Annotated in this window: 14 protein-coding genes; all 14 read left to right on the forward strand. The window is 40.4% G+C overall.

The features are described 5' to 3' along the window. Positions 1-35 precede the first annotated feature (35 nt). The 14 genes from nrdD to PAN94_RS00815 all read left to right on the forward strand — a co-directional run bounded on the left by nrdD (position 36) and on the right by PAN94_RS00815 (position 13,592). Positions 36-2,231, forward strand: coding sequence for an anaerobic ribonucleoside-triphosphate reductase (gene nrdD / locus PAN94_RS00750; protein ID WP_285874496.1), 2,196 nt, complete (start codon positions 36-38; stop codon positions 2,229-2,231). Between the two features lies 1 nt (position 2,232). Beyond that, the gene (locus PAN94_RS00755) at positions 2,233-2,370 is read left to right on the forward strand and encodes a hypothetical protein (RefSeq protein ID WP_005592063.1); all 138 of its coding nucleotides are present in this window, start codon (positions 2,233-2,235) and stop codon (positions 2,368-2,370) included. Positions 2,371-2,425: 55 nt separating this feature from the next. Next, positions 2,426-2,923: a GNAT family N-acetyltransferase gene (locus PAN94_RS00760; protein WP_285874264.1), complete on the forward strand. Its 498-nt coding sequence runs from the start codon at positions 2,426-2,428 to the stop codon at positions 2,921-2,923. A 9-nt stretch (positions 2,924-2,932) separates the two neighbouring features. Then, a complete protein-coding gene (locus tag PAN94_RS00765; RefSeq protein ID WP_285874265.1) occupies positions 2,933-3,478 on the forward strand; it encodes a GNAT family N-acetyltransferase in 546 nt (181 codons plus the stop codon). Beyond that, positions 3,444-4,043, forward strand: coding sequence for an anaerobic ribonucleoside-triphosphate reductase activating protein (gene nrdG / locus PAN94_RS00770; protein ID WP_285874266.1), 600 nt, complete (start codon positions 3,444-3,446; stop codon positions 4,041-4,043). The genes PAN94_RS00765 and nrdG overlap by 35 nt, the downstream gene beginning before the upstream one ends. A gap of 332 nt (positions 4,044-4,375) precedes the next feature. After that, complete coding sequence (gene cpsA / locus PAN94_RS00775) at positions 4,376-5,827, forward strand: LCP family glycopolymer transferase CpsA (RefSeq protein ID WP_285874267.1); 1,452 nt, start codon at positions 4,376-4,378, stop codon at positions 5,825-5,827. 3 nt (positions 5,828-5,830) lie between these two features. Further along, entirely contained in the window at positions 5,831-6,562 is a 732-nt protein-coding gene (cps4B, locus tag PAN94_RS00780; RefSeq protein WP_285874268.1) for a capsular polysaccharide biosynthesis protein Cps4B, read from the forward strand. A 28-nt stretch (positions 6,563-6,590) separates the two neighbouring features. Next, the gene (locus tag PAN94_RS00785) at positions 6,591-7,286 is read left to right on the forward strand and encodes a CspC family polysaccharide chain length determinant protein (RefSeq protein ID WP_048791596.1); all 696 of its coding nucleotides are present in this window, start codon (positions 6,591-6,593) and stop codon (positions 7,284-7,286) included. 8 nt (positions 7,287-7,294) lie between these two features. Continuing rightward, complete coding sequence (locus tag PAN94_RS00790; RefSeq protein WP_045500246.1) at positions 7,295-7,993, forward strand: tyrosine-protein kinase; 699 nt, start codon at positions 7,295-7,297, stop codon at positions 7,991-7,993. 19 nt (positions 7,994-8,012) lie between these two features. Further along, positions 8,013-9,821 (forward strand): polysaccharide biosynthesis protein, encoded by a 1,809-nt coding sequence (locus tag PAN94_RS00795; protein ID WP_048791597.1) that lies wholly within the window; start codon positions 8,013-8,015, stop codon positions 9,819-9,821. Between the two features lie 8 nt (positions 9,822-9,829). Next, positions 9,830-10,522 (forward strand): sugar transferase, encoded by a 693-nt coding sequence (locus PAN94_RS00800; protein ID WP_048791598.1) that lies wholly within the window; start codon positions 9,830-9,832, stop codon positions 10,520-10,522. Between the two features lie 14 nt (positions 10,523-10,536). After that, positions 10,537-11,751, forward strand: coding sequence for a DegT/DnrJ/EryC1/StrS family aminotransferase (locus PAN94_RS00805; protein WP_285874269.1), 1,215 nt, complete (start codon positions 10,537-10,539; stop codon positions 11,749-11,751). Then, positions 11,748-12,500 (forward strand): glycosyltransferase family 2 protein, encoded by a 753-nt coding sequence (locus tag PAN94_RS00810; RefSeq protein ID WP_247950965.1) that lies wholly within the window; start codon positions 11,748-11,750, stop codon positions 12,498-12,500. The genes PAN94_RS00805 and PAN94_RS00810 overlap by 4 nt, the downstream gene beginning before the upstream one ends. A gap of 12 nt (positions 12,501-12,512) precedes the next feature. After that, positions 12,513-13,592, forward strand: a complete 1,080-nt coding sequence (locus PAN94_RS00815; RefSeq protein ID WP_247950966.1) for a glycosyltransferase — start codon at positions 12,513-12,515, stop codon at positions 13,590-13,592. Positions 13,593-13,612 lie beyond the last annotated feature (20 nt).

Consider the following 13,612-nt stretch of genomic DNA (forward strand, 5'->3'; position numbering starts at 1 on the left):
GGTAGATGATTAATTGAGAAGAGGAAGTGTTTGTGATGATTTTAAGAGAAGCAAAATTTGGTACAGCGCCCACCATCTACGTTGAGAAGCGAGACGGCCGGAGAGTAGCTTTTGATGTGACTAAGATCTATAAGGCTATGGTACGAGCGGCTCAGGAAGTCGGTCCTCTGAATCCGATGCTGGAAGCTAAGCTCGAAACCATCACAGACCGTGTTGTGGCAGAAATCAGCAGTCGCTTCGCTAAGTATGTCAAAATCTATGAGATTCAGAACATCGTTGAGCATGAGCTTTTGAATGCCAAGGAATATGCCATTGCGGAGAACTACATTACTTACCGCACCCAACGGGATTTTGAGCGCTCAAAAGCGACAGACATCAACTTTACCATTGACAAGCTCCTCAACAAAGATTGTACGGTAGTCAACGAGAATGCTAATAAAGACAGCGATGTTTTCAATACCCAACGGGATTTGACCGCAGGGATTGTCGGCAAATCCATTGGGCTTAAGATGCTGCCGCCTCATGTGGCCAATGCCCACCAGAAGGGGGACATCCACTACCATGATTTGGACTACAGCCCTTATACGCCAATGACGAACTGCTGTTTGATTGACTTTGACGGCATGCTGAAAAATGGCTTCAAGATTGGGAATGCAGAAGTAGAGAGTCCCAAGTCTATTCAGACTGCGACAGCGCAAATCTCGCAAATCATTGCCAATGTGGCTTCCAGCCAGTATGGCGGTTGTTCGGCCGACCGGATTGATGAGGTCTTGGCGCCCTATGCTGAGCTTAATTATCAAAAGCACCTCAAGGATGCAGAGCAATGGGTTTTGCCGGATAAGCAGGAAGAGTATGCCTGGGCGAAGACCAAGAAGGACATCTACGATGCCATGCAGTCGCTAGAGTATGAGATCAATACGCTCTTTACCTCAAATGGTCAGACTCCGTTTACTTCGCTGGGCTTTGGTTTGGGGACCAATCGCTTTGAGCGGGAGATTCAGAAGGCTATTCTCAATATCCGTATCAAGGGACTGGGAAGCGAGCACCGCACAGCGATTTTTCCTAAGCTGATTTTCACCCTTAAGCGTGGGCTTAATCTTGAGCCAGGAACGCCTAACTACGACATCAAAGGACTGGCTCTGGAGTGTGCCACTAAGCGCATGTATCCAGATGTGCTTTCCTATGACAAGATTATCGACTTAACTGGATCGTTCAAAGTACCGATGGGCTGCCGTTCTTTCCTACAAGGCTGGAAGGATGAAAATGGTCAGGAAGTCAACTCCGGCCGTATGAATCTAGGCGTCGTTACTGTCAATCTGCCGCGGATTGCGCTTGAATCCGAGGGGGATTTGGATAAATTCTGGGAAATCTTTAACGAGCGGATGAATATCGCTGAAGATGCGTTGGTTTACCGAGTGGAGCGGACCAAGGAAGCCAGTCCAGCCAATGCACCGATTCTTTATCAGTATGGGGCTTTTGGCAAACGCTTGGGCAAGTACGATCAGGTAGACCAACTCTTTACCCACCGTCGTGCAACGGTTTCCCTAGGCTATATCGGTCTGTATGAAGTGGCAGCAGTCTTTTATGGCGGTAATTGGGAGACCAATCCTGAAGCCAAGGACTTTACAGTTGCTATTGTCAAAGATATGAAGCGCCGGGTGGAAGAATGGTCAGAGCAGTACGACTATCACTTCTCTGTTTACTCGACACCATCTGAAAGCCTGACCGACCGCTTCTGCCGTTTGGATACAGAGAAGTTTGGGGTCGTTCCGGATATTACTGACAAGGAATACTATACGAACTCCTTCCACTACGATGTGCGCAAGAATCCAACGCCCTTTGAAAAGCTGGACTTTGAGAAGATTTACCCTGAAGTGGGAGCCTCAGGCGGCTTTATCCACTACTGTGAATACCCTGTTCTTCAGCAAAATCCCAAGGCTCTGGAAGCTGTCTGGGACTATGCTTATGACCGAGTTGGCTATCTGGGAACCAATACACCGATTGACCGTTGTTACAAGTGTAACTTTGAGGGAGATTTCACGCCGACCGAGCGGGGCTTCACCTGTCCAAACTGCGGCAACAGCGATCCTAAGACGGTCGATGTGGTCAAGCGGACCTGCGGTTACTTAGGAAATCCGCAAGCTCGTCCAATGGTCAACGGCCGCCACAAGGAAATATCAGCTCGGGTCAAGCACATGAATGGCTCAACTATTAAGTACGAAGGAAATTAAGATGGGAAAGTATCAATTGGACGATAAAGGAAAAGCTCAGGTACAGCGTTTCCATGAAAAACATTCGCGGGGAGGCAATGGCAAAAAAGAGCGATTGGCCAAACTGCGTCAGCAATTTTTAGAAAAAAACAAGAAATAATAGAAGTCAGAGTGGGGCGCAAGGCGGTCTCACTCTCTTCGTATCAGGAGGAAGTATGGAGCTGAGACGACCGAAACTAGAAGACAAGGAAAATATTTTAGAGATGCTGGCTGACTTTGAAGCGGCTGGTAGCCGACAGGATGGCTTCTTTGGCGGAGCGGATTTTGTTTATGAGGACTGGCTGGAGACGATTCAGCTAGCTGAAGCAGGTCTAGGCTTGCCACAAGGTTTTGTGCCTTATATTCAACTGGTCGCTTTTGCTGTGGATGGTCAGGCAGTGGGCTTTCTTAATTTGCGTTTGCGGCTCAATGACCATTTGCTCCAAGAAGGCGGGCATATCGGCTATAGTATCCGTCCGTCTGCGCGTGGGAAAGGATTGGCCAAAGAGCAGTTGCGGCAAGGTTTGCAAGTAGCTAAGAGTAAAAATATCAAACGTGCTTTAGTGACTTGCGATTGTGATAATGCTGCCAGTCGGGCAGTGATTCTAGCTAATGGCGGAGCTTTAGAGGATATTCGAGCTGGAAAAGAGCGCTATTGGATTGATTTAGATTGAGGAAAGTTTATGAAGTTACGACGACCAACTTTGGAAGATAAAGATGCGATTTTAGAGATGATTGCGGAGTTTGATGCTGCAAAATCCTACATGCACGGTGGCATGGGCTCTACTTGGAAACGAGCAAAGGATTATGAGGATTGGCTGAAAATTGTAGAACGGAAGGAAGATGTGGCAAACTTGCCAGCAGGCTGGGTTCGTGCCATCCAATTTTTATCCTTTGATGAGACCGGCTTGCCTCTGGGCTTTTTGGCCCTACGCTTGTCCTTGAATGACAAATTATTTGTGGAGGGTGGGCATATAGGCTATTCTATCCGGCCCAGTCAACGCAGAAAGGGTTTGGCCAAGATGCAGCTGGAGCTCGGGTTAGCAGAAGCTCGCAAGCAAGGACTGGAACGAGTGCTGATTACCTGCGATGAAGACAACGAAGCCAGCCGCCGTACCATTCTCTCTGCTGGCGGTGTTTACGAAAATACAATCGACAGAAGTCAGCGCTACTGGATAGATTTGGAGGATGACGATGAACAATCCCAAACCCCAAGAATGGAAAAGTGAGGAGCTGAGTAAGGGGCGAATCATTGACTATAAGGCCTTTAACTTTGTGGATGGCGAAGGCGTCCGCAACTCCCTCTATGTCAGTGGCTGTATGTTTCACTGTGAGGGCTGCTATAATGCAGCAACTTGGTCTTTCAACGCTGGTATTCCTTATACGCAAGAGTTGGAGGAGCAGATTATGAAAGACTTGGCGGAGCCTTATGTGCAGGGGCTGACCCTCCTAGGCGGCGAGCCATTTCTCAACACAGGCATTCTCCTGCCCTTGGTTAAGCGGATTCGGAGAGAGCTTCCGAACAAGGACATCTGGTCCTGGACGGGCTACACCTGGGAGGAGATGATGCTGGAAACGGAGGACAAGCTGGAGCTGCTGAGTCTGATTGACATCTTGGTGGACGGCCGTTTTGATATCACGAAGAAAAATCTCATGCTACAATTTCGTGGTTCTTCCAATCAGCGCATCATTGATGTGCAGAAATCCCTTCAGTCTGGTCAAGTAGTCATCTGGGACAAGCTGAATGATGGTTTGCGAGCCTATGAGCAAGTTGATCGAGATGGCTTGCTGTAATCGTCTAGATTGGAGCAAAACTTTCAGTATAAAAATAGAACATTTAGTCCAACTTTGTCCACAATTCTTAAAATGTCCTTACTATGTGCTAGCCGCTCTCTGAATTTCATGAGCAGAGTTCTATCTTAGTCTACCAAAATAAGGTAGTGTCAATGCCTTGGTATCGCTTTATTTTTCTGTGTTTTAGCTTGAATTCGATTTCAAAGTTGAAGTCGTTGACAAAAGAATAGGATTTTTTTACAATTATGTAATATTCTTAAGAAATTCTTAAAAAGCTATGTTTTTATGCTATAATAGACTAGAGTAATTTCGCACAGAAAGTAGTAAGGTGAATGTATCAGAGAGCAAAAAAGTCTAAAAAGAAAAGCGATCGATTAAAAATAGTTAATAGCACCCTCTTGGGTGTTTATACTTTGTTAGCGGCCTTCTTGATTTTCACAATTTTTCGCTATCATTTTCTAGCTTTTCGCTATGTGAATATCTTAGTGACAGCCCTTATCCTAGTGGTGGCGGTTCTATCAGGATTCCTGATTTTCAAGGGTAAGGCAGGCAAGACCACTAGTGCTATCCTAATAGTAGCCCTGCTTGTGGGGTCTGTGTCTATGTATGCTGTAAAGGGTTTAGTCGACTTGTCGGCTGGCGTCAACTCCACTTCTAACTACTCTGAGTATGAAATGAGTATCGTTGTGCCGGCAGATAGTGATGTTCAGGACCTCAAGCAGTTGACAAATGTCTTAGCACCATCAGGCAATGACCAAGACAATGTCCAAGCACTGATGAAAAATATCAGTCAGACACAAGGGCATGAGCTGACAGTAGATACAGCATCTTCTTATCTCGCTGCCTATAAGTCGTTGACTTCTGGTGAAGCCAAGGCTATAGTTCTGAATAGCGTCTTTGAAGATACGATTCGTGGTGAAGATCCTGACTATGCTTCAAAAATTAAAAAAATCTATACTTATAAGATAAGCAAGAAGATTGATACAGCTATTGGCAAGCAAGATCCAAATGCAGAGGTCTTCAATATCTATGTCAGTGGTATTGACACTTATGGCCCGATTTCTTCTGTGTCACGCTCGGATGTCAACATTATCATGACAGTCAATCGTAAGACCAAGAAAGTCTTGCTGACAACCACACCACGAGATGCCTATGTTCCAATTGCGGACGGTGGCCTTAATCAGCCGGATAAGCTGACTCATGCGGGTATTTACGGCGTAGATGCTTCAGTTCACACCTTGGAAAACCTCTACGGTATTGATTTGAATTATTATGTCCGGCTAAATTTCACTTCCTTCCTCAAGTTGATTGACTTGCTGGGTGGGATTGATATTGAGAACGACCAAGAGTTTACTGTAGGAAATACTCATTATCCTATTGGTAATATTTCATTAAATTCTGAACAAGCGTTGACTTTCGTCCGTGAACGTTATTCTCTAAATGGCGGAGATAATGATCGTGGTAAGAACCAAGAAAAAGTCATTGCAGCAGTCATTAAAAAGCTGACTTCGACAGATGCATTGAAGAATTACAACGCCATTCTTTCAGGATTGCAGGATTCTGTCCAGACCGATATGAGCTTGGAAACAATGATGAATCTGATCAATACTCAGCTGGAGTCAGGCGGAAGTTATAATGTGACTTCTCAGGCCTTGACTGGAACTGGAAATACAGGTCTGCCTTCCCACGCGATGCCAGAAGCCAATCTCTACATGATGGAAATTGATCAAAATAGTTTGGCAGCTGCCAAAGCAGCGATTCAGGAAGTAATGGAAGGGAAGTAAAGCATGATTGATATTCACTCGCATATCATTTTTGATGTGGATGACGGTCCTAAGACACTAGAGGATAGCCGACGTCTGCTCGAAGAAAGCTATCGTCAGGGCGTTCGCACCATTATTTCTACTTCTCATCGCCGAAAGGGCATGTTTGAAACGCCTGAAGAAAAAATTGCAGCAAACTTTAAGCAAGTGCAGGACTTGGCCAAGCAAGTTGCTGACGATTTGACCGTGCTATATGGAGCGGAGATTTACTATACTAGTGATATTTTGAAAAAGCTAGAAGAGGGGACATTTCCCGGTCTAGGTGGCACTAAGTATGTCTTGATCGAGTTTAGTATGAATACACCCTACAAGGATATTCACTCAGCCTTGGGCAATGTCATTCGCCTCGGTATGATTCCGGTAGTGGCACATATTGAGCGCTATCACTGTCTGGAAAATGACGAAGACAGGGTCAGCGAATTGATCAATATGGGCTGCTATATGCAGGTCAATAGTTCAAATGTTTTGAAACCAAAGCTTTTTGGTGATCGTTACAAATTTATGAAAAAGCGTGTTCAGTTCTTTCTAGAACGGGACTTAGTTCATTTCGTTGCCAGCGATATGCACAATCTCGATGACAGACCGCCTTATATGCAAAAGGCCTATCAGATTGTCGCGAAAAAATATGGCGCTGAGCGTGCGGAAGAACTCTTTAAGACAAACCAAGAAATCTTATTAAGTAACGAGTTTATTTAATCAATCAAACTCTGGAGAAAGTAAATACATGAATCAAGAAAATCAAATGATCGAAATCGATGTGTTGTCTCTGTTGAAGACAATTTGGAAACAGAAATTTTTAATTATCTTAACTGCCTTATTGACAGGTATTCTAGCCCTAGGTTATAGCGTTTTTATTGCTAAGCCTGCTTATAAGAGCACGACGCGTATCTACGTTGTCAATCGTCAGCAGGGCGAAAATCCTACCTTGACAAACCAAGACTTGCAGGCTGGTTCTTATCTGGTAAAGGACTACAAGGAAATCATCCTGTCACAAGATGTTTTGGCATCCGTCATTTCAGAATTGAAATTGTCAGGTTCACCATCTGACTTGGCATCTAAGGTGACGGTGACTGTACCGACAGATACTCGGATTGTGTCTATTACGGTTACGCATGCGGATCCAGCAGAAGCAAGCCGTATTGCCAATACTTTGCGCGAAGTTGCTGCTGAGAAAATCATCGCTGTTACCAAGGTATCCGACGTTACAACGCTGGAAGAAGCAGAAACGCCAAAAACACCGTCTTCTCCAAACATCCGTCGCAATACTATCATTGGAGTGCTTGCGGGTGGTGTCTTGATGGTCCTTGTAGTAGTGAGCGTGGAAATCCTTGATGACCGTGTCAAGAAGCCAGAAGATATCGAAGAAACCCTAGGAATGACCCTGCTTGGTGTCATCCCAGATATGAGTAAGGTAGGTTAGGAGATACAATGCCAATACTAGAGTTAGCAAAAAAGAAAAAACTTTCTATTTCACGGGTAGAGGAGTATTACAATGCCCTTCGGACCAATATCCAACTTAGCGGTGAAGATATCAAGGTGATTGCTGTTAGTTCTACCTTCCCAGGTGAGGGAAAGACGACAACTTCAACCAATCTTGCCCTGACCTTTGCCAAGGCGGGTCATAAGACACTTTTGATTGATGCAGATATCCGAAATTCAAAAATGCTAGGTGGAGTCTTTAAGAGCGGTGAGAAGGTTTCTGGCTTGACAGAGTATCTTGCGAGAAATACAGACCTATCTCAAGGACTGTGTGAAACGGATGAGGAAAATCTCTTCGTCATCACCTCAGGACAAGCGTCACCTAATCCAACGGCTCTTCTCCAGAGTGAACGATTTACCACTATGATGAGCGTCTTGCGCCGTCATTACGACTATATTATTGTGGATACGCCGCCTATTGGTATGGTGGTAGACGCAACCTTGATTGCCAAAGTTTGCGATGCTAGCCTTTTAGTCGTATCGACAAATGAAGTCAAACGGAAAATGGTTCAGAAATCTAAAATGCAGTTGGAACAATCATCTACACCATTCCTTGGCGTGGTCTTAAATAAATACAATGTCCAAGCAGACAAATATGGTTTCTATGGTTCCTATGGACACTATGGGGATAATTTGAGTAAAGAATAGAAAAAAATAAAGGGATATTATGGAATTAACACGATCACAAAAAAGAATTATTCTGATGATAGCAGATGCTGTTTTAATATATTTTAGTGGTTTTGTGGCATACTTCTTTTTATCTGAATATGTTTTGCTGTCAGATTTGAGTTTTGTACAAACCTTAACAATGACAGTAGTGCTCTATTTTTTAATTGGAATCAAAACGAAACTTTTTTCGATTATCAATCGTTACACGGACTATAAAACTCTCAGCACGATCAGTCTAACCTTGGTAGGTGCTTACTTTATTGTTTTCTTAGTAGAACTTGCGCTATCCTTGCATACAAGCTATCGTTTTTTATTGCTTAGTTGCATGTTCTCTGTTTTATTTACTATGTCCATGCGTCTTGGCTGGAGAATGTGGTTTAGTTTTAAAAACGGAACAACCTATACAGAGGTTGAAGAAAGCAAAGTAAGTAGAACGCTGGTTGTCGGAGCAGGGGATGGTGGAAGCCTATTTATTAAAACGGCTTTAAAAGAGTCACCTGAGTTAAAGATTGTTGCTGTTGTAGATAGTGATACCAGTAAGCAAGGCTCGTTTTTGCACGGTGTCAAAGTTGTTGGTACGGATAAGCAAATCCCTGAAATTGTAGCAAATTATGAGATAAGTCAAATTGTCCTAGCAATTCCTTCTCTAAAACCAGATGAGTATGAACGACTTTTTTCTCTTTGTAAAAAGACAGGTGCTAAAGTTAGTGCCATGCCAAAATATGAAGAAGTGGTTACAGGAAAGCTAAAAGTACATAAATTACGGGAAATTGATATTGCTGATTTATTGGGAAGAAAAGAAGTTAGACTTGATCAAACGAGTTTGCAATCCAATATTGATGGTAAGACAATTTTGGTAACAGGAGCAGGAGGCTCAATTGGTTCAGAGCTTTGTCGTCAGATTGCTCGTTTTTCTCCTGCAAGGTTGCTACTTTTAGGTCATGGAGAAAATTCTATCTATTTAATTCATAAAGAATTACTTGCTCAATATGGAGATAAAGTCGAAATTGTGCCTCTTATCGCGGATATACAAGATCGAGAACGGATATTCCATATTATGCATGAGTATCAACCTGATCGTGTTTACCATGCGGCAGCTCATAAGCATGTCCCACTGATGGAATACAACCCAACTGAAGCAGTAAAAAACAATATTTATGGAACCAAAAATGTGGCTGAAGCTGCGAAAGCAGCTGGAGTTGCAAAATTTGTAATGGTTTCTACAGATAAGGCTGTGAATCCTCCAAACGTCATGGGAGCTACAAAACGTGTGGCAGAAATGATCGTTACGAGTTTGAATGAGGAAGGGAAGACCTTGTTTGCAGCGGTTCGCTTTGGGAATGTTTTAGGCAGTCGAGGTAGTGTAGTGCCTTTGTTCAAGGAGCAAATTGCGAACGGTGGTCCAATTACCGTCACAGATTTCCGAATGACACGGTATTTCATGACTATTCCTGAAGCAAGTCGTCTTGTTATTCAAGCGGGTGCGCTAATGCATGGAGGAGAAATTTTCGTGTTAGATATGGGTGAGCCAGTTAAAATTTTAGATTTAGCTAAAAAAATGATTACCTTGAGCGGTCATACGGAAGAGGAAATCCAAATTGTAGAAGCTGGAATTCGCCCAGGAGAGAAATTATATGAGGAATTGCTCTCTACCGAAGAGCGAGTTGACGAACAAATCTATGAAAAAATATTTGTAGGAAATGTTCAAGCTTTACCTAATTCAGAAGTAACAGCTTTTATTGCTTCTATTTCCAAATTAGATGGAGCAGAATTGAAAGCTAAATTAATAAAATTTGCGCAACAGTAGGAGTATAAATGATAAAGTTCGAAGATTTGCCAGTTCAGCTTAGAAATGAAGATGTAGAACGTTATTATAAATTGTTGAATAATAAACGAACATCATTGTTTTGTAAATTATTAATGGACCGTTTACTAGCTTTGGTACTTCTCATCCTATTTTCTCCTGTTATCTTGATAATTGGGATTTGGATAAAAATAGATAGTTCAGGCCCAGCTATTTATAAACAAGTCCGAATTACACAATATGGCAGAGAATTTAAAATTTGGAAGTTTCGAACTATGGTAGTGGGAGCGGATAAAAAAGGTTCTCTTGTAACTTCTCACAATGATAATCGCATTACTAAAATTGGAAAATTTATTCGGAAATATCGGATAGATGAACTGCCACAATTGGTTAATGTATTATTAGGAGATATGAGTTTTGTTGGTACCAGACCGGAAGTTCCTAAATATACCGATCAGTATACAGATGAAATGAAAGCAACTTTATTATTGCCAGCTGGGATAACCTCTCCAGCAAGCATTTCGTTCAAAGATGAAGATATTATAATCAATAGATGTGTCGAACGTGGTTTAACGGTTGATGACGCATATGTGAACGAAGTTTTACCCGCAAAAATGCACTATAATTTAGAGTATTTGAGACAGTTTAGTTTTATTAATGATCTAAAAATCATGATTCAGACAGTAGTGGAAGTAGTTAAATAGGAGAGTAATCCATTATGACAAAATATAATATCCCTTTTTCACCCCCAGATATTACAGAAGAAGAAATTGCTGAAGTTGCAGATACCTTACGTTCAGGTTGGATTACAACCGGACCTAAAACAAAAGAATTAGAAAGACGCTTATCAGAGTATACCCATACTAATCGTACGGTATGTTTAAACTCTGCTACAGCAGCTTTGGAGCTTATTCTGCGAGTTTTAGAAATTGGTGAAGGAGATGAAGTCATTGTTCCGGCGATGACTTATACAGCTTCCTGCAGTGTTATCACTCATGTAGGTGCGACTCCTGTTATGGTTGATATTCAAGAAAATTCTTTTGAAATGAATTATGACTTGCTTGAAGAAGCCATTACATCCAATACGAAAGCGATTATTCCTGTAGAGCTAGCAGGAATTATATGTGATTATGATAGAATTTTCGACATTGTTTTTGCAAAACAGCATCTATTTAAAGCGACTGGTAAGTTGCAAGATGTCTTTAATCGGATTGTAGTTATTTCTGACAGCGCTCATGCCTTAGGCGCAACGTACAAAAATGTTCCTGCTGGTAATATTGCTGATTTTTCATCATTTTCTTTTCATGCTGTAAAAAACTTTACAACAGCAGAAGGAGGCAGTGTCACATGGAAAGCACATCCTGGTATTGATGATGATGAATTGTATAAAGAATTTCAGATTTTATCACTTCATGGTCAGACCAAAGACGCATTAGCGAAAACTCAATTAGGAGCCTGGGAATATGACATTGTAAAACCGGCCTATAAGTGTAATATGACAGATATCATGGCTTCAATTGGGTTAGTACAATTAAAAAGATATCCTCAATTACTGGAACGAAGAAAAGCGATTGTTGCTCAATATGATAAGGCATTTGAAGGTACGCCTATTTCACCCCTGAAACACGAGGGGGCTTACTATCAGTCATCTAGACACTTGTATGTTACACGTGTTGAAGGAATCAGTTTAGAAGAACGTAACTTGATTATTCAAAAGATGGCTGAAGCTGGCATTGCGTGCAACGTGCACTATAAACCACTACCGATGTTGACAGCCTATAAGGATTTAGGTTTTGATATCAAAGATTATCCAAATGCATATCGTTATTTTGAAAATGAAATTACATTACCATTGCATACAAGATTAAGTGACGAAGAAGTAGAATATATTGTCTTAAAATATAAACAGATAATATCTGAGGTTTTTAAATGAGAGATGGTTTAGTATCAATTATTACTCCTACCTTTAATTCTGCTAATTTTATAGAAGAAACCATAAAATCGGTGTTGTCGCAGACTTATTCCAATTGGGAAATGATTATTGTTGATGATTGTTCAGGTGATAACACAGAGGAGGTAGTGAGTCAATATTCTCGAAAAGATAGAAGAATTAAGTATATACGGTTAGAAAAAAATTCTGGTGCAGCTATTGCTAGGAATAAAGCAATGGGAGAAGCCGAAGGGGAGTATATGGCTTTTCTGGATTCAGATGATATTTGGACTGCTGGAAAATTAAGTGAACAACTGTCTTTTATGCAAGAGCATAATATTTATCTCTCTTGCACTGATTATGAACAGATTAATGAATCTGGTGAGAAAACAGGTAAAATCATAAAAACGCTTCCCAAAGCAAGTTATAATAGAATTCTATTAGATTGTCCTGTTGGTAATTCTACAGTCATGTATAGTGTAAAAGAATTAGGGAAGTTTGAAGTCCCAAACATAAGAAAAAGGAATGATGATGCACTTTGGCTTCAAATGCTAAAAAAAACAGAGTATATTTATGGATTGAACCAAGTACTCATGCAGTATAGAATTCGGAGTAACTCAATATCGAGTAATAAAATCTCACTGATAAAATATCATTGGAAATTGTATAGAGATATTGAAAAGTTAAGTATTTTTAGAAGTAGTTTTCATATTCTTTATTGGGTAATTATTAAAGTTTTTAAATTGAAGTGATGAGGGACTAATTTGAAAGTAATAGTTTGTACAACATCTTACCCAACATTATTTGGTGGTCGAGCAATGTATTATGTACATTCTCGAAATCTATATTACAAAAAATCAGGAATTGAAGTTGTTGTTTTGAATTTTTCAGCTACGTCAGATTATGTAATAGATGGAATAAATGTTATTTCTCTAAGTAGTTTCAAAAAAAATCCAGTAGCTGCAGATTTATTAATTTCACATGCAGCAAATTTAAGGAACCATTATATATTTATAAGAAAATACGGAAAACTATACGCAAAGAAACTGTTTGTTTTTCATGGTCATGAAGTTTTGTATATTAATAAATATTACCCTAAACCTTATTATTATAAAGATAATATTTTAAAGCGATTCTTTCAAAGTGTTTATGATAAGTTTAAAATTTTTATTTGGAGAAATTATATTGCAAGAAATTTATCAGATATCCGGTTAATATTTGTAAGTAACTGGTTTTTTGGAGCATTTTGCAAAGATTTTAGATTTAATAAATTGGATTTAAAAGATTCTTGTATTGTGATTTCTAATAGCATAGGAGAATTTTTTGAAAGAAATTCTTATTCTCCTAAAAATATACAATATGATTTTATAACTATTAGACAATATATGGATGATAGCAAATACAGTTTAGATGTCGTTCTGGAGATAGCGCGTAAATATTCTTATCTAAACTTCTGTGTTGTTGGTAAGGGAGATTTTTTTAAATATTATGAAAAACCTGATAATGTTGAATTTATAGAAGCTGAGTTAACACACGAAAAAATGAGAGCTTACTTAGATAAATCTAGGATAGCATTGTTGCCAACTAAAGAAGATACTCAAGGTTTATTGGCGTGTGAATTTGCAGCTTATGGGATTCCATTAATAACATCAGATATTGAAGTGTGCTTAGAAGTATTAGGAGATTGTGAGAAAGTCTTTTTTATTTCAAATGAAAATCCAGATATTACACAAGCCCTGGAAAAGTTAAAACACAGTCACAACGATAAGAAGTGGGATAAATATTTTGCAAAAAACACTATTCTTAAAGAGATAGAATATATAAAAGAATATATTAGGGATTGAAAGTGTTATTAATCCACTAA

This window comes from Streptococcus sp. SC1 (genome assembly GCF_030272855.1).
GTDB lineage: Bacteria > Bacillota > Bacilli > Lactobacillales > Streptococcaceae > Streptococcus.